14 protein-coding genes are annotated in these 22,974 nt (G+C 74.9%); 6 read left to right on the top strand and 8 right to left on the bottom strand.

Annotated features, from left to right (window positions below; genetic code table 11):
• The first annotated feature begins 43 nt into the window (after positions 1 to 43).
• From ACGF5C_RS28690 to ACGF5C_RS28665, 6 genes are all read left to right on the top strand, one after another.
• The gene (locus ACGF5C_RS28690; protein ID WP_393306582.1) at positions 44 to 3,859 is read left to right on the top strand and encodes a type I polyketide synthase; all 3,816 of its coding nucleotides are present in this window, start codon (positions 44 to 46) and stop codon (positions 3,857 to 3,859) included.
• Positions 3,860 to 3,889: 30 nt separating this feature from the next.
• Entirely contained in the window at positions 3,890 to 4,960 is a 1,071-nt protein-coding gene (locus ACGF5C_RS28685; protein WP_393306580.1) for a methyltransferase, read from the top strand.
• Between the two features lie 4 nt (positions 4,961 to 4,964).
• Positions 4,965 to 5,915 carry a formylglycine-generating enzyme family protein gene (locus ACGF5C_RS28680; protein WP_393306578.1) on the top strand — a complete coding sequence of 317 codons (951 nt, stop codon included), beginning with the start codon at positions 4,965 to 4,967 and terminating at the stop codon, positions 5,913 to 5,915.
• A 2-nt stretch (positions 5,916 to 5,917) separates the two neighbouring features.
• The gene (locus tag ACGF5C_RS28675; RefSeq protein WP_350677252.1) at positions 5,918 to 6,184 is read left to right on the top strand and encodes a MoaD/ThiS family protein; all 267 of its coding nucleotides are present in this window, start codon (positions 5,918 to 5,920) and stop codon (positions 6,182 to 6,184) included.
• Positions 6,185 to 6,269: 85 nt separating this feature from the next.
• Positions 6,270 to 7,715: an NDP-hexose 2,3-dehydratase family protein gene (locus ACGF5C_RS28670; protein WP_393306576.1), complete on the top strand. Its 1,446-nt coding sequence runs from the start codon at positions 6,270 to 6,272 to the stop codon at positions 7,713 to 7,715.
• 179 nt (positions 7,716 to 7,894) lie between these two features.
• A complete protein-coding gene (locus tag ACGF5C_RS28665) occupies positions 7,895 to 9,094 on the top strand; it encodes a cytochrome P450 (RefSeq protein WP_393306632.1) in 1,200 nt (399 codons plus the stop codon).
• 32 nt (positions 9,095 to 9,126) lie between these two features.
• On the opposite strand, the gene ACGF5C_RS28660 is transcribed toward ACGF5C_RS28665, so the two are convergent.
• The 8 genes from ACGF5C_RS28660 to ACGF5C_RS28625 form a co-directional block, all read right to left on the bottom strand.
• The gene (locus ACGF5C_RS28660; protein WP_393306575.1) at positions 9,127 to 9,699 is read right to left on the bottom strand and encodes an SRPBCC family protein; all 573 of its coding nucleotides are present in this window, start codon (positions 9,697 to 9,699) and stop codon (positions 9,127 to 9,129) included.
• A gap of 260 nt (positions 9,700 to 9,959) precedes the next feature.
• The gene (locus ACGF5C_RS28655; protein WP_393306573.1) at positions 9,960 to 10,520 is read right to left on the bottom strand and encodes a copper resistance protein CopC; all 561 of its coding nucleotides are present in this window, start codon (positions 10,518 to 10,520) and stop codon (positions 9,960 to 9,962) included.
• A 10-nt stretch (positions 10,521 to 10,530) separates the two neighbouring features.
• A complete protein-coding gene (locus ACGF5C_RS28650) occupies positions 10,531 to 11,124 on the bottom strand; it encodes a hypothetical protein (RefSeq protein ID WP_393306571.1) in 594 nt (197 codons plus the stop codon).
• Positions 11,125 to 11,267: 143 nt separating this feature from the next.
• Positions 11,268 to 12,017: a thioesterase II family protein gene (locus ACGF5C_RS28645; protein ID WP_393306569.1), complete on the bottom strand. Its 750-nt coding sequence runs from the start codon at positions 12,015 to 12,017 to the stop codon at positions 11,268 to 11,270.
• A gap of 94 nt (positions 12,018 to 12,111) precedes the next feature.
• The gene (locus ACGF5C_RS28640) at positions 12,112 to 13,047 is read right to left on the bottom strand and encodes a TauD/TfdA family dioxygenase (RefSeq protein WP_393306567.1); all 936 of its coding nucleotides are present in this window, start codon (positions 13,045 to 13,047) and stop codon (positions 12,112 to 12,114) included.
• A gap of 80 nt (positions 13,048 to 13,127) precedes the next feature.
• Positions 13,128 to 14,534: an MFS transporter gene (locus ACGF5C_RS28635; RefSeq protein WP_393306565.1), complete on the bottom strand. Its 1,407-nt coding sequence runs from the start codon at positions 14,532 to 14,534 to the stop codon at positions 13,128 to 13,130.
• A complete protein-coding gene (locus ACGF5C_RS28630; protein ID WP_393306563.1) occupies positions 14,501 to 15,484 on the bottom strand; it encodes an ornithine carbamoyltransferase in 984 nt (327 codons plus the stop codon). The genes ACGF5C_RS28635 and ACGF5C_RS28630 overlap by 34 nt, the downstream gene beginning before the upstream one ends.
• Positions 15,485 to 15,489: 5 nt before the next feature.
• A complete protein-coding gene (locus tag ACGF5C_RS28625) occupies positions 15,490 to 22,956 on the bottom strand; it encodes an amino acid adenylation domain-containing protein (protein WP_393306561.1) in 7,467 nt (2,488 codons plus the stop codon).
• Between the last annotated feature and the right edge of the window lie 18 nt (positions 22,957 to 22,974).

The following is a 22,974-nucleotide window of genomic DNA, read 5'->3' as shown; positions in this document are numbered from 1 at the left end:
CCGCCCCCGCCCGCGCCGCGACCCGACCAACGGAGGTACGACGATGACCCGGGACGATCCCGCCGACAACCCGTACCAGGTGGCCATCATCGGCATCGGTTGCCGGCTGCCCGGCGACGTCGACACCCCGGACGCCCTCTGGGAGCTGCTGCTCAAGGGCGGCCAGACCGCCGGGGAGATCCCGGCTCAGCGCTGGCGCGCCTACCGGGAGCGCGGCCCCGAGTACGAGGCGGTGCTGCGCGACACCGTCACCGCCGGCAGCTACCTGCGCGACGTCGCGGGCTTCGACCCGGAGTTCTTCGGCCTCTCGCCCCGGGAGGCGGCCGAGATGGACCCGCAGCAGCGGATCCTGCTCGAGGTCGGCTGGGAGGCCCTGGAGCACGCCGGCCTGCCACCCACCCGGCTGACCGGCACCGACACGGGCGTCTTCGTCGGGGTCAGCACCACCGACTACGGCGACCGGCTGCTGGAGGACCTGCCGACCGTCGAGGCGTACACCGGGATCGGCGCGGCCACCTGCGCCCTGGCCAACCGCATCTCCTACGCGCTGGACCTGCGCGGCCCGAGCGTCGCCGTCGACACGGCCTGCTCGGCGTCGCTGGTCGCGGTGCACCTGGCCTGCCAGAGCCTGCTGCTGCGGGAGAGCACGGTGGCCCTGGCCGGCGGCGTGAACCTGGTGCTCGCCCCCGGGCAGAACGCCTCCCTCCAGGCCGCCGGCACCCTCGCCCCAGACGGCGTGAGCAAGTCGTTCGACCGCGACGCCGACGGGTACGGCCGCGGCGAGGGGTGCGGCGTGCTGGTGCTCAAGCGGCTCGACGAGGCCGAACGAGACGGCGACCGGATCCTGGCGGTGATCCGCGGCAGCGCGGTCAACCAGGACGGTCACACCGACGGCATCATGGCCCCGTCCGGCCCCGCGCAGCAACACGTCGTCCGCCGCGCCTGCGACCGGGCGGGCGTCGCCCCGGCCAGCGTGGACTACGTGGAGGCGCACGGCACCGGCACCCAGCTCGGCGACCCCGTCGAGGCGACCGCGCTGGCCGCCGTCTACGGCGCCGGCCGCCCCGGCGACCGGCCCTGCCTCATCGGCTCGATCAAGTCCAACGTCGGGCACCTGGAGGGCGCCGCCGGCGTCGCGGGGCTGATGAAGGCCGTCCTCGCGCTGCACCACGGCCAGATCCCGGGCACCCCGCTGCGTGGCGAGCCGATCGACGCCGTCGGCGACGGCACCGGGCTGCGCCTGGTGACCGGCACGCTGCCCTGGCCCGATCGGGACGGTCCGCGCCGCGCCGCGGTCTCCGGGTTCGGCTACGGCGGCACCATCGCCCACATCGTCCTGGAGGAGGCGCCGCCCGTTCGCGCCGGCGCCGACGCACCGGCGGCCGACGACGCCACCCGGCCGCTGTTCCCGCTGTCGGCCCGGTCCGACGCCGCCCTGCGCCAGCAGGCCGCCCGGCTCGCCGACCGGCTCGGCGGGGACGACCGGCCGGGCCTGGCCGACGTCGGCCACACGCTCGCGCGCCGCCGGGCCCACCTGACCCACCGGGCGGTGGTCACCGGGCAGGACCGCGACGAGGCGGTCGCCGCCCTGCGCCGGCTCGCCGCCGGCCAACCGGACCCCGACACGGTCTCGGGAGTGGCGCCGGCCGGCCGGCCCGCCCGGCCCGTCTGGGTCTTCTCCGGGCACGGCTCGCACTGGGCCGGCATGGGCCGCGACCTGCTGGCCCACGAACCGGCCTTCGCCGCCGCGATCGACGAGATCGAGCCGGTCGTCGCCGAGGAGGCCGGCTTCTCGCTGCGGCAGGCGCTCGCCGACCCCGAGCTGGCCGGGGTGGACCGCATCCAGACGCTGACCTTCGCCATGCACGTCGGCCTGGCCGCGGTCTGGCGGGCGTACGGGGTCCGCCCGGCCGCCGTCATCGGGCACTCGGTCGGCGAGGTCGCCGCCGCCGTGACCGCGGGCATCCTGGCCCCGGTCGACGGGGCCCGGCTGATCTGCCGCCGGTCCGCCCTGCTGCGGCGGGTCGCCGGCCGGGGCGCGATGGCCATGGTCACCCTGCCGTTCGCCGACGTCGCCGAGCGGCTCGCCGGCCGCGCCGACCTGGTCGCGGCGATCGCCTCCGCCCCCGCGTCCACCGTGGTCTCCGGCGACATCGCCGCCGTGGACGCCGTGATCGAGCAGTGGCCGGCGGACCGGATCGCGGTCCGCCGGGTGCAGTCCGACGTGGCCTTCCACAGCCCGCACATGGACGCCCTCGCCGACGAGCTACGGGCCGCCGCGACCGACCTGCGCACCTCGGCGGGGACCGTGCCGATGTACTCGACGGTGCTCGACGACCCGCGCGCCGCGGCCGCCTGCGACGGGGCGTACTGGGCGGCGAACCTGCGCCGGCCGGTCCGCCTGGTCGACGCGGTCGCCGCCGCCCTCGCCGACGGGCACCGCACGTTCGTCGAGATCTCCGCCCATCCGGTCGTCGCCCACTCGCTGCGCGAGACGCTCGACCACGCCGGCATCGAGGACGGGTACGTCGGGACCACGCTGCGCCGCCACGCCCCCGGGCACCGCACGGCCCTCGCCGCCGTGGCGGAGGCGCACTGCCACGGCGTCGAGGTCGACTGGGCCGCGCTGCGGCCCGACGGCGGGCTGACCGACCTGCCCCGGTACGCCTGGCGGCACCAGGAGCTGTGGCGCGAGCCCACTCCCCCGGTGGCCGCCGGCGGGCACGACATCGGCTCGCACACCCTGCTCGGCACGGCGACCACCGTCGCCGGCAGCGAGCTGCGGCTGTGGCACACGGTGCTCAGCGACGCCAGCCGTCCGTACCCGGGCAGCCACACCGTGCAAGGCGCGGAGCTCGTGCCGGCCGCGGTGCTCGCCGCCACCTTCCTCGCCGCCGGCGCCCGCGACGGCGCGCCGGCGGCCCTGCACGACCTGTCGATGCGGGTGCCGCTGGCCACGGCCGGGCGCCAGGAGATCCAGGTGGTGGACGACGGCGGAAAGCTGCTGCTCGCCTCCCGCCCGGCCGGCGCGGACGCCGCGCCGTGGCTGACCCACGCCACCGCGCGCGTGACGGGGGACGACGCCGCCCCGCCGGCGCGGGCCGCCGACACCCGGGGGCCGGGCGGCGTGGTCGCCGACCCGGGGCTCGTCCGGGACCGGCTGGCCCGGGTCGGCGTGCCCGAGACGGGCTTCCCGTGGCGGGTCGACCGCCTCACCACCGGCGACGGCGGGCTGCGGGCCCGGGTCCGCTTCCCCGAGCCGGCCGAGGACTGGGCTGCCGTCATCGACGCGGCGGTGTCCATCGCGCCGGCCGCGTTCCCCGGCGAGCCCCGGCTGCGCCTGGTCGACGCGATCGAGCGCATCTGGACGACCGGCGCGCCGCCGGCCGTCGCCATCGTCGACGTCGTCCGGGACGGTGGGCGGGATAACACCGTCGACGTGACGGTCTCCGGGGCGGACGGCACGGTCACCGCCCGGCTCACGGGCCTGCGCTACCCGGTGGTCCCCGACGCCCCGGCCGCCGACACCGACGGGACCGGCCCGGCCCGGCAGTCCCTGGCCGACCTCGACCCGGAGGAGCTGCGCGAGCGCCTGATCGAGGAGGTGCGCGCGGTGGTCGCCGCCGAGATGAAGCTGGCCGCCGAAGCGCTCGACCCGCGCCTGCCGCTGGTGCAGCAGGGCATGGACTCGGTCATGACGGTCATCGTGCGCCGGCGGCTGGAGAAGACCTACCGCCAGCTGCTGCCCGCCTCGCTGTTCTGGCAGCAGCCCACCGTCACGGCGATCGCGGTGCACCTGGCCGAGCTGATCGCCGCCCCGTCGCCGGACGGGGCCGTCGCCGGTGCCGCGGCCCGCTGACCCACCGGACGCGTCGACCCGGAGGAACGCATGGAACTCACCACGACCGCCACCCGGCCCGGGCTGCGGCACCGGATGCAACAGCTGATCTACGGGTTCTTCACGGCGCAGACGCTGCACGTGGCGGTCCGGCTGCGGATACCGGACCTGCTCGCCGACGGCGCGCGGGACGTCGGCGACCTCGCGGTGGCCACCGGCGCGGACGCCCCGTCGCTGCGCCGGCTGCTGCGGGCGCTGGTCTTCCTGGAGGTGCTCGACGAGCCCGCGCCGGGCACCTTCGCCCTCACCGAACAGGGCGAGGTGCTGCGGGCGGGCGTGACCGGGTCGATGCGGGAGCTGGTGCTGCTGCTGTCCGGGCCGGAGAGCTGGGCCGCGTGGGGGCAGCTCGAACACAGCGTGCGCACCGGCGAGGTGGCGTGGGAGCACGTGCACGGCCGGAGCTGCTTCGACCACCTGATGGCGGACCCGCAGCGGCAGGCGGCGTTCAACGCGGCCATGGCCGAGGGCTCACGGGCGTTCGTGCCCACGCTGCTGTCGGCGTACGACTTCGGCGACCTGCGCACGGTAGTGGACGTGGGCGGCGGCAGCGGCGCCCTGCTCGCCGGGGTGCTCGCGGCGCACCCGCACCTGCGCGGCACGGTCTTCGACACCCCCGACGGCGTGGCCGACGCGGCGCGCACCGTCGCCGAGCAGGGCGTCGCCGACCGGTGCGGGGTGGAGGCCGGTGACTTCTTCGTGTCCGTGCCGTCGGGCGCGGACGCCTACGTGCTCAAGAGCGTGCTGCACGACTGGGACGACGAGCAGTGCGTGCAGGTGCTGCGCACCGTCCGCCGGGCGGCCCGGCCCGACAGCCGCGTGATCCTCGTCGAGTCACTGATGCCGGCGACGGTCACCACGGCGCCGAGCGTCGCCCAGGTGGTCATGAACGACCTGAACATGATGGTCTGCCACGGCGGCCGGGAGCGCACCGTGGCGGAGTTCCGCGAGCTGCTGCGGGCGGCGGGCTTCCGGCTGGAATCCGTCACGCCCTGCCCGGCGCCGAGCGTCGTCGGCATCCTGGAGGCCACGCCGACCCCGGTCACCGGGCCGGACGGGAGCTAACGCGATGGCACGCATCGGCGACCTCGACGCCGCCAGGCCCGCGCCGGAGGCGCCTCCCGAGGACATGGTCCGCGTCCCGGGCGGGACGTTCCTGCAGGGCTCGCCCGAGCGGACGCTGGACTGGCTGGACAGCGAGGGCCAGGCCTTCCCCCGCGACTGGTTCACCGACGAGACGCCGCAGACTCCGGTCACGCTGCCCGACTACCTCATCGACCGGCACCAGGTGACCGTCGCCCAGTTCGCCGCCTTCGTCTCCCGCACCGGCTACGTCACGTCCGCCGAGCGGGCCGGGGGCAGCATGGTCTACGGCGAGCAGTACTGGGAGATCCTCGAGGGCGCCTGCTGGCACCGCCCGGCCGGGTACGGCAGCGGCGTCCGCAACCGCTACGACCACCCCGTCGTGCACATCTCCTTCGAAGACGCCGAGGCGTACGCGCGCTGGGCGGGCCGGCGGTTGCCCACCGAGTCGGAGTGGGAGCGGGCCGCCACCGGCCCGTCGTACCGGCTCTGGCCCTGGGGCGACACCTGGGACAGCCGGAACGCCAACACCGCGGAGCACACGGCCGGGGCCCTCGGCGACCTGGACGCCTGGCGGACCTGGTGGGGGGCCATCCACGCCGCGCAGGGGCCGATGCCGCAGACCACGCCGGTCGGCGCGTTCTCGCCGCGCGGCGACAGCGTCGACGGGTGCGCCGACATGACCGGCAACGTCTACGAGTGGACGTCCACGGTGGCGCACCTGTACTCGCCCACCACCCGGTGCGACCCGACGATCCACCTGGTGATGGGGCGCTTCCGGGTGGTCCGGGGCGGGTCCTGGATGAACTTCCGCTACCAGGTGCGGTGCGCGGAACGGTTGTACGGGGACGCGACCGGATGGTCCAACTTCGCTCTCGGCTTCCGTTGTGCGCGTGACGTCACGGCGGTCCCCGACGTCGACGACAACGGGAGGTAGCGATGGTCACGGTGTTGCTGTCGGCCGGCTGGGCCCACCGGGGGCAGAAGAGTTTCGAGTGCCGCGAGGGCACCGTGCGGGACGTCATCAGGGAGTTCGTCGAGACGTACCCCGTCTACCGCCGCCGGCTGCTCGACGACACGGGCGAGCCGCTGACCTACTACAACGTCTACCTCGACGGGGACCTCGTCGAGAAGGCGGACCGGTCCCGGGTGACCGCCCGGGCCGACAGCACGGTCGCCATCGTCCCGCCGCTGGCCGGGGGCTGACCCACCGGTCGGACGCCCGGGTCCCGACCCGGCCGACGTCCGACCACCGGCGTCCCGCCGAGCGCGTCCCCGTCAGGGAGGAAGCATGCTCCTGCCGCACACCGACGCCCGACCCGGCCCCGGGCGGGCCGACCGTGACGACCTCGCTCGCCGGCTGGCCCGGTCGGCCCGGCACCGTCCCCGCTCGGCCGGCCGGCTGGCGGCCTGGCTCGCGCAGCGACAGCGGGCGAACCCGTTCGAGGTCACCGAGGTGCCGTTCGCCGACCTGACCGGCTGGCACTTCGCGCCCGGCTCCGGCGACCTGGTGCACGAGAGCGGCCGGTTCTTCAGCGTCGAGGGCCTGCACGCGCGGACCGACCGCGGGCCGGTCGGCGAGTGGTGGCAGCCGATCATCCACCAGCCCGACCGGGCGATCCTCGGCATCCTGGCCCGGGAGATCGACGGGGTGCTGCACTTCCTCATGCAGGCCAAGATGGAGCCGGGCAACGTCAACGGCGTCCAGTTCTCCCCCACCGTGCAGTCCACCCCGAGCAACTACCAGCGCACGCACCGCGGCGCCCGGTCCCGCTACGTGGAGTACTTCCTGGAACCGGGGCGCGGCCGGGTCCTCGTGGACGTGCTCCAGTCGGAGCAGGGCTCCTGGTTCCGGGGCAAGCGCAACCGGAACATCATCGTGGAGGTCGCCGACGAGGTGGCACCGCACGAGGACTTCGTGTGGCTGACCCTCGGCCAGATCCACGACCTGCTGCACCGGCCGAACCTGGTCAACATGGACGCCCGTACCGTGCTGTCCTGCCTGCCCGGCCACGCGGTCGCCGACGAAGACGGGGACGGGGACGGGGACGCCGGGACGATCGGCCGCGCGGTGGCGGAGTCCTCGCTCGCCGACGACGGCGCATGGCAACCGCTGCTCGAGGTCCGCAACTGGTTGACCGCCAACAAGGCCGGTCCCACCCTGACGACCCGGCAGGTCCCGCTGCGCGAGGTGCGGGACTGGTACCGCACCGACGACGAGATCCGCCACCGCTCCGGCCGGTTCTTCCGCATCGTCGGCCGGCGGGTGCGGGCCAGCAACCGGGAGGTGGCGCAGTGGTGCCAGCCGTTGCTGGCGCCGTGCGGGACGGGTCTGGTGGCGTTCGTCGTCCGACGCATCGACGGCGTGCTGCACGTGCTCGCCCACGCGGACCTGCGGCCCGGCTACCGGGACACCGTCGAGCTGGGGCCGACGGTGCAGTGCACCCCGGACAACTTCACCGGCCCGGCCCGGGACGGCCGCCCGGAGTACCTCGACCTGGTCCTCTCCGACGAGGTGCGCGTGCACTACGACGTGCTGCAGTCGGAGGAGGGCGGCCGGTTCCACCACGCGGTGACCCGGCACATGGTGGTGGAGGTGGACTCGGGCTTTCCCACCGCGACACCGCCGGACTACACCTGGCTGACCCTGCGCCAGCTGACCACCGTGGCGGCCTTCAGCTACCAGGTCAACATCGAGGCCCGCAGCCTCCTGCTCTGCCTGCGGGCGCTGCGGTGACCGGGCGCGACGACCAGCCCGACGGCGGCCCGCCGGCCCCACCCGGGCCGCCGGCCCCACCCGGGCCGCCGGTCACGTCCGGACCGCCGGTCACGTCCGGACCGCCGGTCACGTCCGGACCGCCGGTCACGCCCAGGCAGGCGGCGGCCGGGCCGGCCGGAGCCGGGAGCGCGGCCGGAATCGACGCGTTTCCGCTGCCCCGCCGGTGCCCGTTCGGCCCGCCGGCCGAGTACGCCCGGCTGCGGACCGAACAGCCGGTCGCCCGGCTGCCCATGCTCGGCGGCAACACGGCCTGGGTGGTGTCCCGGTACGCCGACGTCAAGCAGGTGCTCAGCGACCCGCGAATGAGCGCGGACCGGCGCCGGGCCGGTTTCCCGCGGTTCGCGCCGACCACGGAGAGCCAGCGGCAGGCCTCGTTCGAGAACTTTCGTCCTCCACTGAACTGGATGGACCCGCCGGAGCACACCGCGGCCCGCCGCCAGATCGTCGACGAGTTCGCCGCGCGGCGGGTGCGACAGCTGCGGCCGCTGGTCGAGCGGGTGGTGGACGAGCACCTCGACGCCATGACGGCCGGGCGGTCGAGCGCCGACCTGGTGCCGTCGTTCAGCTATCCGGTGCCGTCGCGGGTGATCTGCGAGATGCTCGGCGTGCCGTACGGCGAACACGGGTTCTTCGAACGCCGGTCCACCCGGATGCTGAGTCGCGGCGCGCCCGCGGACGAACGGGCCCGGTGCGCCCGCGAGATCCGCGACTTCCTCGACGGCGTGGTGACCGACAAGGAGCGGCACCCCGGTGACGACGTGCTCAGCCGGCTGCTCGCCGCGCAGCGCGCGGCCGGCGAGCCGGACCACGAGGCCGTGGTGAGCATGGCCTTCGTGCTGCTGGTCGCCGGGCACGTCACGACATCGAACATGATCTCACTGAGCGTGCTGGCCCTGTTGGCCCATCCGGAGCGGCTCGCCCGCCTGCGCGCCGAGCCGGGCCGGTTCCCCGCCGCCGTCGAGGAGTTGCTGCGGTACTTCACCGTCGTCGAGGCGGCGACCGCGCGCACCGCCACCGCCGACGTGACGATCGGTGGGGTGACCATCCGGGCCGGGGACGGGGTGGTGGCGCTGGGCCAGGCCGCGAACCGGGACCCGGCGGCGTTCGACCGCCCGGACGAGTTCGACCCGGACCGCGACGCCCGCCACCACCTCGCCTTCGGCTACGGACGCCACATCTGCCCCGGCCAGCACCTGGCCCGGCTGGAACTGGACGTCGCGCTGAGCCGGCTGGTCCGACGGCTGCCCGGGCTGCGGCTGACCGTGGACGTGGACGACCTGCCGCTCAAGGAGGAGGGCAACATCTTCGGCCTGTACGCGCTGCCGGTCGCCTGGTGAGCACCCGCGGCCCGGGGCGGGACCGCGCCCGGTCAGCGTCGCTGGGCGATCACCGTCGTCCACGCCTGGCTGATCCGCTCGGCCGACTCGGACGCGGCCGCCATATCCTCGGGACCCGCCGTGGCGATCCAGTCGACCGCGCGGCCCTCGGGCAGCGTGCCGGCGAGGTAGTCGTCCAGCGCGACCAGGCTCATCTCCCAGCCGGCGCCGATGCCCCACGCCCCCGGCGCCGCGTTGGGGATGATCTCGGCCGGCACCGGCGCGTGCTCCAACTCCAGGACGGTGGCGTCCCCCGCCGGCGTGAGCCGCAGCTCGACCTCGCTGCTGCCGTCAGCCGACTCCCAGGTCAGGCCGATCGTGTTCGGCCGCTCGCACCGCAGGATCTCGCCGCTGGCGTTGCCCTCCAGTTGGTAGCGCCCGCCGACCCGCAGGTCACCGGAGATCGGCAGGAACCAGCGCACCAGGCGCTCGGGATCGGTGATGGCGTCCCACAGCTCCTCCGGTGAGGCGTCGTAGCTGCGCCGGACCACCAGGGCGTTCATGCCGCTGGGGTGATCGCGCAGCTCGCGCTCGGTGTCCCTGACGACGTCGGACGTCTTGTTCATGCCACCTGGCCTTCCTGCTGGTGCGTGGTGCCAGCGGAGCCGTCCGGCCCGCACGCCGAGGACTTTAGCAGCCATGACTTACCTAACGTCCGATTTGTGCCCCCCGGAGGGGGCGCGCCGTGCGCACACCACCCGATCGGGGCACGCGGAGGCGGCACGACCGCATGGTGGTCGACGAGGCGCTACCCCCGCACGACAAGCACCCGCCCGGCCCGAGCGGGTGCACCGGGCGGGCGGGCAGGTTGGAACGGGTCGCGGGATCAGGCGGTGTCGCGGTCGACGCGGGAGCGGCGCCGGGCGAGCAGCACGAGCACGGCGAGGAGCGCGAGGCCGTCGACGGCGAGCAGGGCGGCGCCGACCGGGTCGACCCCGTGGGCGTGGGCCGGCACCGGGGGCTCCGGCTGCGGGGCCGCCGCCCCGCCCGCCGCGCCCACCGTGAACCGGGCGATGCCGGAGGCGTCCCGACCGTCGTCGGTGACCACGTGGTACGCGACGGCGACCTCACCGGACCCGGTGACCCGCACCGCCTGGGTCAGGCCGTCGCGGCCGGCGGCCATCAGCGCCCCCTGGTTGAGCAGGGACCGGTCCGCGGCGTAGACGGAGATGTGGGATCCGGCGAGGTCCGGCCGGCCGTCGACCCGGATCCGTACCGCGGTCGGCGCGCCCGACAGGACGGCGCCGTCGGCCGGCTCGAGCGAGACCACCTCGACCTTCGACGCGGCGGCGGACGGCGAGTCGATCCGGCCGGCGAGGGCGAGAACGGCCACCAGCGCCGCCACGGTGAGGGCGGCGCCGGCGTAGATCCGTCGCGTGCTCGACATGACGGCCGGGTCAGTCGGTGGCCGCCACGGGCTGGCGCCACGTCGGCGCACCGGCCCGGTGCACGCAGGAGCACGTCGCGGCGGCCCGCTCCGCGGCGTTCGGGCGCAGGTGCAGGTACATGGCGATCAGCATCGGGAGGAAGACCACCGAGTTGTAGAACAGATGCAGCTCCACCCGGGGCACGATCAGCTGGAGCAGGCTCGTCGGCTCGGCCGCGCCCGGCAGCCGGAAGGCGCTGTGGGCCTGCACGAGCAGCAGCGCGTGCTCGATGTGGTGCCAGAACTGCAGGGCCAGGGCCACCATCCACCAGGCCCGGGAGCGGCCGGTGAACCCGGACCGCAACAGGAACAGGCCGATCAGCATCACGATGGCGTAGCCGTAGTGCATCCACTCGGAACTGACCAGCCAGGGGAACGGCATCCCCAGCACGCCGCGCGCCTCCGGCCGCGGCCAGCCGAGCACCCAGATCTGGTACGCCTGCACCAGGTGCTCCGCCCAGTGCGCGACGACCACCGCCATGTACAGGGTGAGCGCCGTGCGGTGGAACCTGCCGTTGAGTGACGCCACCAGGCCGGGCGACGCGTTGCTCGCAGCGGTTGCCATGGATCCTCCAGACTCCACACCGGAAGGTGTCCCCTAACGCTAGAAGGCGGCAGGACCACAGCGTGACTCTGAGCTTGCGCTGAGTGCGCCGGCGGAGGTGAGGGCGTCGTGGATCGGGCCGGGATCCGGCGGGGGGCGGACCGTCAGCGCAGCCGCGCGGTCACCGCGGCGAGCAGGCGTTCCTGCTCCGGCACCAGGTAGAAGTGGTCACCGGGGAAGGTCTCCAGCGCGAAACCGCCGGTGGTCAGCTCGGCCCAGGCGTCCACCGTCGCGGTGGTGCAGGTCGGGTCGTCGGTGCCCAGGTAGGCGGTGATCGGGGTACGCACCTTCTCCGGTTCCCGGGGCAGGTATCGGTAGAGCATCCGCAGGTCCGCCCGGAGCGCGGGCATGATCAGCTCGCGCAGCTTCGGTGACCGCAGCAGCACCGGGTCGACCTCGCCGAGTGCGCCGATCCGGCCCAGCAGGTACTCGTCGTCGGCCAGGTCCGGGTCCAGCTCGACCCGGCTGACGTGCGGCGCGCCGTGGCCCGAGACGAACAGCATGCTCGGGGCGAAGCCGTGGCGGGACTCCAGCCGCCAGGTGACCTCGTACGCCACCGACGCGCCCATGCTGTGACCGAAGAACGCCAGCGGCCGGTCCAGGTACGGCAGGAGCACCTCGATGATCCGGTCGGCGAGCACGTCCATGTCGTCGACGCACGGCTCCAGCAGCCGGTCCTGCCGGCCCGGGTAGCAGACCGCCAGCAGGTCGGTGGCGCCGTCCAGCAGCCGCGCCCAGGGCTGGAACACGTTCGCGTTCCCCCCGGCGTGCGGGAAGCAGACCAGCCGCAGGTCGGACTGCTCGACCCGGCGGAAGACCCGCAGCCACCGGCCGCGCCCACCGGCCTCGTCCATCCGTACACCCCTCTCCCCGGGCCGAAGGCCGGCTCGACCCGCGCCGGCCTGTCCGGGCGGTGACCACGCCGCGCGGACAGGCCGTGCCGGCCGGTCAGTCCGACATCGCCACCAGGATGCGGCGGTCCCCGGTGTAGGGCCGCCGGCCGTGCGCCACCAGCACGTTGTCGATCAGCAGCAGGTCGCCGACCCGCCAGTCGACGTCGATCGCGGCGTCCAGCCCGCGGTCGCGGATCTGGAACACGTATTCCTCCGGGATCGGGCTGCCGTCGGCGAAGGTGACCGACTGGGGCAGCTCGTCCTGCGTCATCACCTGGGTCATCACCCGGGCCACCTCGTCGTCCAGGCCCGCCGGGTGCCACTGGTCGGTCTGGTTGAACCAGACCTCCACCCCGGTCACCGGGTGCCGCGTGGTCGCCGGGCGCACCTGGCTGACCCGCAGGCCGTCGGCGGTCCACTTCCAGGTCGCCCCGGTTCCGGCGAGGAACTCCTCGACCACCGCGCGGTCGTCGGTCTCGAAGGTCTGCTGCCAGCTCTTGCCCAGCCCCAGGCCGTCGTGCAGGTTCTGCTGGTAGCACACCCCGCCGGAGAAGGCGGCGCGGACCTCCGGGTCGAGGGATTCCAGCCAGAGCCGGGCGTCGACCACCGGGGTGGCGCCGCCGGTGCGGGCGGCGATCTCACAGTAGAAGAGCAGCCGGGCCGGCCAGTGCGCGGCGTACGACAGCTCGTTGTGCATGGAGATGGTGTACTGCGCGGGGTACTCCGTCGAGGTGTAGACGTTGCGGCCGACCTTGGTCCGGGGCGAGTTGCCGTGCACGTAGGCCAGCCGGTTCGGCAGCAGCAGGTCCATCACCTGGTCCAGGGTGCCCGGCTCGACGTCGAAGCCCCGGAACACCAGCGCCTTCTCGGCGGTGAGCAGCGCCGTCAGGTCCAGCTCGCGCAGCTGGCCGACCAGCCCGTCGACGGTGGGCGCGCAGCCGGCGCTGGTGGGCGTGATCTCGTACGGCTGCCAGGTGCCGTGCTCGGTCATCGGAAGGTCTCCTCCACGCGAAGGTCGGTCCACTGCCGCGAGCTTGGCGGCGGCAGCCATATTTCCTCGATATCGCGGGGTCAGCCGGCCACGCGCGGGCCGGTCCCGGCCGGCCCGGCCGCCGCCCGCACCGGCTCGGCCCCGCTGGCCGCGGCGCGGTCCGCCTCGGCCCGTTCCGCTTCCGCCCGCTCGGCCGCTGCCTCGGCCCGTTCCGCCTCGGCGGCGGCCCGGGTGCCGAAGGCGAGCACCGCGAACACCGCGATCACCACCATCGACGCGCCGACGACCGCCAGCGCCACCTCGATGCGTACGGCGTCCAACAGGAAGCCCGCGAGCAGCGCGCCGGCGGAGTTGGCGCCCGAGGCGAGCAGCGTGAAGATCGAGCCGGCGCGGCCGCGCAGCTCGTCGGGGGCCGTCTTGACCAGGTAGAGCATCCCGGCCACGTTGCCGACCCCGGCCCCGTAGTTGACCAGGGCGAGGATCGCGCTGACCGCGACCAGTCCGGGCGCCACCACCAGCAGCGGCATCAGCACCGCCCAGGCCACGTTGATGCCGATCATCATCCGCCGGATGCCCCAGCGGCGCAGGTACGCGTTGCTGGTCATCGCGCCCACCATGCCGAAGACGCTGTTGACCACCAGCAGCAGGCCGACCGTGGAAGGCGCGCCGCCGCGCTCCTTGACCAGCACCACCAGGCCGAGGCCGAGGACCTGGAACAGGATGTTGCTGGCCGCGAAGAGGCACAGCGCCCGGCGCAGGTAGACCTTGCCCCAGACGAAGTCGAAGCCCTCCCTGATCTGCGCCAGCAGCCCGCCCGCGCGGTCCGCCGCCGACCGGGGCGCCCGCAGGTCCCGCCGGACGAACAGCAGGGTGACCAGCGATACCAGGTGCGCCACGGTGGCGAAGAGGAACGGCGCGAACCGGGCCGCGGAGTAGAGCAGGGTGCCGGTCGGTTGACCGAGGATGCTGGCCGCGTTGGCCCGCGACTCGTTGGCCGCCATCGCCGCGCCGAGCCGGTCGGTCGGCACCACGCTGCACACCGCCGCCCGTTCCGCCAGCGTGTAGCAGATGCCGAGGGTGGCCTCGACGAACGCGACCACCATCAGGTGTGGCAGCCACACCGCGTCGAGCAGCACCGCCGCCGCCACGCTGCCGGCCCCGACGACCCGGCCGGTGGTGCAGACCAGCATCGTCGTACGCCGGTTCCACCGGTCGACCAGCGCGCCGGCCGGCAGTTGGGCGACCAGGTTCGGCAGCAGCGCGGCGAAGGTGACCAGGCTGGCCGCGGTGGCCGACCCGGTCGACCAGAAGACCAGCAGGGTGTAGCCGATCGAGGTGGCCCGGGAGCCGAGCGCGGAGACCCCCGAGCCGACCCAGAGCAGCAGGAAGTCCCGGTTGCCGGTCAGCGACGCGCGCTGCCGGCCGGCGGCGGCGCCCGGCTTCTCGGGCGCCGTCACCGTGCCGGCCCGCCCGCCGGGGCCTGGCACCAGTCGAGCACCGCCATCGCGCTGTAGAGCTTGTTCTCCGCCTGCTGGAAGGCGATGCTGGCGGGCCCGTCAAGCACCTCGGCGGTCACCTCCTCGCCGCGGTGCGCCGGCAGGTCGTGCAGGAAGACCGCGTTCGGGCTGCGCCGCCAGAGGTCCTGCTCCACCCGGAACGGGGCGAAGACCCGGCGCCAGTGCGGGTCCGGCTTGCTGGTGCCGGTGGTCTGCCAGCGGGTGGTGTAGATGGCGTCGAGGTCACCGGGCAGGTCGGACATGTGGTGCCGCTCGACGATGCTCGCCCCGCAGGCCCGAGCCTGCCGGGTCGCGGTGTCCAGGACCTGCGCCGGCAGGGCGTACCCGGGCGGGGTGCGCAGTTCCAGCTCCACCCCCGGGAACCGGGTGATCGCCAGGGCGAGCGCGGTGGCCGTGTTGTTGGCCTCCCCCACGTAGAGCAGGCGCAGCCGCTCGATCCGGCCGAACTGCCGCAGCAGCGTGGTCAGGTCCGTCAGCGCCTGGGTGGGATGCTCCTCGGCGCTCATCGCGTTGACCACCGACATCCGGTCCTGGGCTGCCCAGGCGCGCAACTCGGCCGGGTCGCCGGCGGTACGCGCCACCAGCACGTCGAGCATGGTCGACAGCACCCGGCCGGTGTCCGCGCTGGTCTCTCCGGTGTTCGTCTGCAGGTCCTGGGGCCCGTACTGGATCACGCCCGCGCCGAGCCGCAGGGCCGCCGCGGTGAAGGCGGTCCGGGTCCGGGTCGAGGTCTTGAGGAAGTACGCCCCGACCACCCGCCCGGCGAGCGGGGCGTCGCACTCCCCGGCGGCGAACCTCGCTCCCCGGGCGACGACCGAGTACAGGTCCTCGTCGGACAGGTCGCTGATCGACACCAGGTGCCGGCTGCGTCGTCCGGCCGGCGGTTCCGCGCCACGGCCGGCGCCGGTCGGTGCGGTCATCGTGCTCACTGGGTCTCCGATCCCTCGGTGGTGTCGGCGAGCCGGGCGATGACCTCGTCGCCCGCGTCGCCGTTGGTCAACAGCACGACTCCGCTGCCGGCGTGCATCCGGCCGACGGTGATCGCCCGGTACCCGGTCGACGTGCCCCGGTGGGTGATTTCCACCTCGGCGGCGTCGAGGTGGTCGACCGCGCAGCCGAGCCCCCACACCCCGCCCACGCCGGGGGCGGTCATCTCGCGGGTCAGTCCGGGATCCAGCAGGACGGCTCGGCCGCCGCGGTGGGCGAGGTGCAGCTCCCGCTGGAGCCGGGCGAGGTCGGTCGCGGTGGTCCAGAGCCCGGCCGCGGCCGGGTCGGCCCGCACCTGCCAGCCGCCGTCGACCGGCTGGCCCGACCGGTCGTGGCCGAGCGCCACGGGCCGCCCGCAGCGCAGCGGGAAGTCCTGGTCGAACCCGCTGCCGGTCATGCCCAGCGGGTCGAGGACCAGTTCCGCCAGGAGCGCGGCGAACGGGGTGCCGGTCACGTCCTCGAGGAGCTGCTGGACGACCACGTAGTGGCTGTTGCGTTCCTCGGCGGCCGTGCCCGGCTCCCGGGTCACCCGCACCGGCGGGTGGGTGGCGCCGGCCTCGCCCCGCAGCAGATCCAGCGGGGTGGGCACCGGGCCGCCGCGCGGATGACCGGTGCTGCCGGTCGGGCTCAGCCCGGCGCTGTGCCCGAGCAGGTGCCGCAGGGTCACCGGCCGGTCGCCGGGCACCTGCCAGGACTTCAGGTAGCCGTTCACGTCGGTGTCGAGGTCGAGGTGCCCCTGGCGCACCAGCACCAGGACGCCCACCGCCGTGACGTGCTTGCTGACCGAGCCGACCTGGAACACCGTCTCCGGCGTCACCGCCTCGCCGCCGTCGGCCCGGAGCCCGTACGCCCGCGCCTCGACCAGCTCGCCGTCGGCGAGCAGGGCCAGCGACGCGCCGGGCACCCGGTGCCGGGCGAGCGCCGGCGCCAGCGGCGGCGCCACCGCGCGGGCGCGGGCCGACGGCCGGTCCGCCGGCAGGGCGGCGGCCAGGTCGGCCAACGGCCGGTCCAGCATGGCCTGTTGCAGGGTCAGCGGGATGCCGGCCTGCCGGGCGGCGGTGACCACGGGCACCACCAGCAGGGAGTGCCCGCCGAGGGCGAAGAACCGGTCGTGCCGGCCGATCCCCTCGACGCCGAGCACGTCGGCCCAGATCCCGGCGAGGGCCTGCTCGGTCGGGCCCTGCGGCGGGACGTGGTCCGCCGAGGCGCGCAGCGGCACGGCCGGCAGCGCCCGCAGGTCCACCTTGCCGTTGGCGTTCAGCGGGATGGCGTCGACCGGGACGAAGGCCGCCGGGACCAGCGCGGCGGGCAGCCGCCGGGCACAGTGCCCGGCCAGGTCGTCCGCGCCGCCCACGTGGTACGCGACCAGTTGGTTCCCGCCGCCGGGGGCCGGTCGGGCGGTCACCACCGCGTCGCGGACGGCGGGGTGCGCGACGAGCACCGCGCGGATCTCGCCCGGCTCCACCCGGTGCCCACGGATCTTCACCTGGTCGTCGACCCGGCCGAGCAGGTCGAGCTGCCCGTCCGGCAGCCAGCGACCGCGGTCGCCGGTGCGGTACAGCCGGGAACCCGCCGGCCCGTACGGGTCGGGCACGAACCGGTCGGCGGTCAGGTCGGGCCGGCCGGCGTACCCCCGGGCCAGGCCCGGCCCGCCGAGGTAGACCTCGCCGACCGCGCCGACCGGCACGGGGTGCAGCCGCGCGTCCAGCACGTAGGTGCGCATCCCGCCGAGCGGCCGGCCGACCGGCGCCACGTCCCCGGGCAGCGCCCCGGTGACCGGGTGCCGGCTGACCGCCACGGTCGCCTCGGTCGGCCCGTACTCGTTGAGCAGCACGGTCCGCGGCGCCAGCGCCTGCCAGCGCTCGCAGGTGCGCCGGGTGAGCGTCTCGCCGCCGAGCACCAGCACCGGGGTCAGCGCCGCCGCCTGCTCGGGCGTCAGTTGCCCGGCGAGCAGGTCCAGGTGGCTCGGGGTGAGCTTGACGAAACTGAACGGCCCGGCCTCGGCCAGCCGCGGGCCGAGCTCGTCCAGCCCGGCGTCGGCCGGCAGCAGCCACAGCCGCTCTCCGGCGACCAGCGGCGCCCAGATGGTGGTCACCACCATGTCGAAGGCGACCGAGGAGAACAGCGGCGCGCCGCCCGGCCGGTCGGCGACGAGTTCGCGGACCGCCCAGTCGAGGTAGCCGGCCAGGCTGCGGTGGCTGACCTGCACGCCGTTGGGCCGTCCGGTCGATCCGGACGTGAAGATCACGTACGCGAGCTGGTCCGGGTCGGTCCGGCCGGGGGGCCGCTCGTCGGGGTGGGCGGCGATCCGCTCCGCGTCGGCGTCGACCAGCACCCGCTCCACGTCGGGGAACCGGTCGGCGTAGCCGGTGCTGGTGACCACCACGGTGACGCCGGCGTCGGCCAGCATGGACGCGATCCGGGCGGCCGGATAGGACGGGTCGAGCGGCAGGTACGCCCCGCCCGCCTTCCAGATGCCGAGCAGCGTGGTGACGAGGTCGACGCCCCGGTCGAGCAGCACCCCGACCACCCGCTCCGGCCCGACGCCCCGCTCCCGCAGGTGCCAGCCGAGCCGGTTCGCCGCCGCGTCGAGCCCGGCGTGGCTCAGCCCACCGACCGCCTCCGTGTCGCCCGCGGCGGCGGCCCGCGCCTGGATCAGGTCGGGCACCAGCCCCGGCCGCTCCGGCGCGTCCTCGTCGGCCGCCTCGGCCCAGCCCACCAGCACGTCGTGCCGTTCCCGCTCGGGCAGCCGGACCGCGCGGGGGTCGCCGTCCGGGTCGGCCACCATGGCCGTCAGGACGAGCCGGTACATCGCGGCCATCCGTTCGACCTCGGCCCGGTCCAGGTGGTCGCTGTCGCTGCTGAGGGCGAGGTGCCCGGCGACCGCGGAGACTGCCAGTGCGAACTCCGAGCTGGCGGCGGCGTACCGGGGGCCGGCCTCGACGCGTTCGCCGACCACCTCCTCGAAGTCGAGGTAGCTGAAGTAGACATCGACCAGGCGGGCGCCGGCGACTGCCGGCCGGATCGCCGGCGCCGGGTACCGCCGGTGCGGCCACATCTCCACCTCCCGGGCGTGCGTGCGGCGTACCAGCTCGATCCAGCTGGTGGCGTCGCGGTCGTGCGGGAACGGCAGCGTGTTCAGCGACATGGCGTAGACCCGCTCGCTGCCCGCCATGTCCGGCCTGGTGTGGCAGACCAGACCGCTGTAGAACCGCGGCTCGTCGGTGAGCTGGCCGAGCACCGTCAGGTGCGCCGCGTGCAGCACCGCCTTGAGCGAGACCCGCGCGGCGGAGGCCAGCGCGCGCAGGCCCGGCTCCAGGTCGTGGAACGGCACCCGCACGGTGTGGGCGGTACGCGCCTGCGGCGGCAACGCGGGCCGCCACGCGGCGGGGAAGGTGAACTTGGCGTACCGATCCACCAGGTCCTGCCAGTGCCGCCGGTCCACCGGGGACTCCAGGGCCCGGCGTTCCGCGGCGACGAAGTCGGCGAACCGCACCTCCGGCAGCGGCTCCGGCTCCGGCCGGCCACCGGCGCGCAGCGTCCGGTAGCGGTCCAGGATCTCCACCACCAGCGCGTGCAGGCTCCAGCCCTCGACGATCACGTGGCAGATCGTCAGCATCAGCCGCCAGCTCCGGTCGGTCTCCTGGCACGCGACGAACCGCAACATCGGCGCCCGCCCGACGTCGAACGGCGACCCGTACTCCACCGCGACCAGCCGGCGCAGCTCGGCCTGCCGGTCGTCCTCGCCGAGCCCGCGCAGGTCGCGCAGTGCCACCGGCACCCGCACGGCGGGGTGCACCAGCTGCATCGGCACCGAGTATCCGGTCGGCTCCACCGAGGAGCGCAGCACCTCGTGCCGGTTCACCACCTGCTCCACCGCGTCGCGCAGCGTCGGCAGGTCCACCGGGTCGTCCTCGCGGACGAGGAAGGATGCCACGTTGTGGTAGTGGTTCCAGCCGTTGTCGGCCAGCATCTCGAGCAGCATGCCGAGCTGCACCTGGGACAGCGGGTACGCGTCGGCGAGGCCGGCCGGCAGCAGGGCGCGGTCCGGCGGGGAGACCAGCTCGAAGGGCCGGACGGGGCGCTCGACGTGCACCGGCCCGGTGCGCTCGGCCAGCGCGGCGCAGAGCCGGGCGACGGTCTGCAGGTCGATGACGTCCGCGACCGACACGTCCAAGCCGGCCGCCCGCAGCGTGCTGGCCAGCACCAGCGCCTTGATCGAGTGCCCGCCCAGCTCGAAGAAGCTGTCCTCGACGCCCACCGCCGGCAGGCCCAGCACCTGCGCCCAGATCCCGGCGACCCGTGCCTCCAGCTCGGTACGCGGACCGACCGCGTCCCGCCCACCGCCGGGACCGCCGGCCTCCGGCGCGGGCAGCGCCCGCCGGTCCAGCTTGCCGCTGTTGTTGCGGGGCAGCTGGTCCAGCGTCACGAAGGCCGACGGAATCATGTACTCCGGCAGCGTCCGGGCCAGCGCGGGGCGCAGCTCAGCGGCCGTCGGCCGCTGTCCGGGCGCGCCGACCAGGTAGCCGACCAGTCGTGGGTCGCCCGGGGTGTCCTCGCGCAACACGACCACCGCCTCGGCGACCCGCGGCAGCGCGGCCAGCGCCGACTCCACCTCGCCCAGCTCGATCCGGTAGCCGCGCAGCTTCACCTGGTCGTCGAGGCGGCCGAGGAACTCCACGCTGCCGTCGGGCAGCCGCGTCCCCAGGTCGCCCGTGCGGTACATCCGGGTGCCCGCGGGGCCGTACGGGTCGGGCAGGAACCGCTGGGCGGTCAGCGCCGGCTGGTTCAGGTAGCCCCGGGCGACGCCGTGCCCGGCCAGGTGGATCTCGCCGGGCACGCCGAGCGGCGCCGGGTGTCCGTGCTGGTCGAGCACGTACATCCGCAGGCCGGGCAGCGGGCGGCCGATCCGGCTGCCCACGCCCGGGGCCAGGTCGGCCCGGGTGATGCGGTGGTAGGTGGAGTAGACCGTGGTCTCGGTGATCCCGTACATGTTGACCAGGGCGATCCGGGCCAGCCCCAGCCGGTCGACCCACGGGGTGAGCTCGGCGAAGTCGAGCCGTTCGCCGGCCAGGACCACCGCACGCAGCGCCAGCCGCCGCAGCCGCGGGTCGCCGTCGGCGGCGAGTCGGACCAGGCCGCGGAACGCCGTCGGGGTCTGGGCCAGCAGGGTCACTTCCTGCTCGACCAGCAGGTCGAGCAGGTCTTCTGGCACCCGGGCCACCTCGCGGGGCACCACCACCAGCCGGCTGCCGTGCAGCAGCGCGCCCCACAGCTCCCAGACCGAGACGTCGAAGGCGTACGAGTGGAACAGCGCGACGGCGTCGGTCTCGTCGGTGGCGTAGTGCTCCTGGGCGCTGTCGAGCAGCCGCAGCACGTTGGCGTGGCTGACACAGACACCCTTCGGGCGGCCGGTCGAGCCGGAGGTGTAGATGACGTAGACCGGGTCGTCGGCGTCGTTCACCGGGACCGGGTCGGTCTCCGGGTAGCCGCCGAGGTCGGTGTGGTCGAGCAGCACCAGGTCCCCGTCGAAGCCGGCCAGCGCGCCGGCGTGGTCGCTGGTGGCGACCACCACCCGGGCGCCCGAGTCGGCGAGCAGGTACGCGATCCGCTCGGCCGGCTGCGCCGGGTCCAGCGGCAGGTACGCCGCGCCGGCCTTGAGGACGCCGAGCAGGGTCGGAACCAGGTCCGGTCCCCGGTCCAGGCAGACACCGACCACCGTGCCCCGGCCGCCACCGGCCGCCCGCAGGTGCCCGGCGAGCCGGTTGGCCCGCGCGTTGACCTGCGCGTACGTCGACCTGGTGGAGCCGGCGACCACCGCCACCGCGTCGGGTGCCGCGGCCACCCGGGCCTGGAACCGCTCGGCCACGGTGCCGGTCACCGGTTCCTCGACGCCGGTGTCGACCACGCCGAGCAGCCGTTCCCGCTCGCCGCCGGGCAGGCAGACCGCCTGCGCGTCGCCGGCCGGGTCGCCGACCATCGCCGTCAGCACCGCCCGGTACATGCCGGCCAGCCGGTCCAGGTTGGCCTGGGAGAGCACGGTGCTGCGGCTGGAGAGCTCGTAGCTGCCCCGGTGCGCGAAGACCGACAGCTCGAACTCGGTCGCGCCGTCGCCGGCGCTGCCGACGACGACCGGCTCGCTGCCCGTCGCGGCCACGCCCTCCGCTGCCCGGGTGAAGTCCTGGTAGTTGAAGAGCACCCGCAGCAGCCGCTGCCCGCTGCCGCGCTGGATCTCCGCCAGCGGGAACCGCCGGTGCGGCCAGAGCTCGACCTCCCGGTCGAAGACCGCGGTCACCAGGTCGCGCCAGGTCCGGGCGGTGCGCTGGTAGCCGAACGGGAGGGTGTTGAGGTACATGCCCTGCACCCGCTCGGCGCCGAGCAGCTCGGGCCGGGCGTCGCAGACCAGGCCGGTGTAGAAGCTCTCCTCGGTGGTGAGCTGGCTGAGCACCTTCAGGTGCGCGGCGTGCAGCACCGCCTTGACCGACACGCCGGTGTCGGAGGCGAACCGCGCCATGGCCTCGTCCAGGTCGGCGAACTCGACGGTGGTCGAGGTCGCCTTCGGGTCGCCGGGCTCACCCCAGCCGGCCGGCAGGGCGAACGGACTGCGCCCGTCCACCGCCGACCGCCAGTAGTCCCGGTCCTCGGCGGAGGCGAGCGAGGCCAGCTCGGCGGCGATGAAGTCGGCGTACCGCACCGGCGGACGCTCGACCTCGCCCGGGGTCCGCCCGTCGGCCAGCTCGGCGTAGACGGCGAGCAGTTCGGCGCGCAGCTGCGCGGTGCTCCAGCCCTCGGTGACCGCGTGACAGATGGTGAAGCTCAGCCACCAGGTCTCGTCGGTGTCCCGGTGCGCGGCGACCCGCAGCAGCGGCGCGGCGGCCAGGTCGAAGCGGTTGGCCCGCTCGGCCGCGACGAACTCCTCGAAGAGCCGCACCTGCTGTTCCGCCGGCACGTCCCGGCCGTCCACCACGGTCACCTGCGGGGTCACCTCGGCGTGCACGAGCTGCATCGGCACCGAGTAGCCGGTGAGGTCGAACGAGGTACGCAGGATCTCGTGCCGGGCGACGATCGTGGCGACGGCGGCCCGCAGCGCCTCGGCCGAGAACGGCCGTCCGTCGCTGACCCGGTGGGCGATGACGCTGTGGTAGGCCGCCCGGTCCCCGCTGGTGGCCAGCTCGACCAGCATGCCGAGCTGGGTCTGCGACGCGGGGTAGGCGTCGGTGAGGCCCGCCGGCAGGGCGGCCCGGTCGGCCTCGCTGATCAGGGCGAACGGGGCCACCGGGGTGAACGCCTCGACCGCGTCGGCGCCGCCGAGAGCCGCGGCCAGGCCGCGGACCGTACGGTGCGCGAACACGTCCCGCACACTCGTCGGATAGCCGGCCGCACGCAACGTCCCGACCAGCGTCACCGCCAGCATCGAGTCACC

Origin of the sequence: Micromonospora sp. NPDC047620 (assembly GCF_043205005.1) — a bacterium.
In the GTDB taxonomy this organism is placed as follows: domain Bacteria; phylum Actinomycetota; class Actinomycetes; order Mycobacteriales; family Micromonosporaceae; genus Micromonospora.
This window is presented reverse-complemented; position numbering and strand designations above follow the sequence as displayed.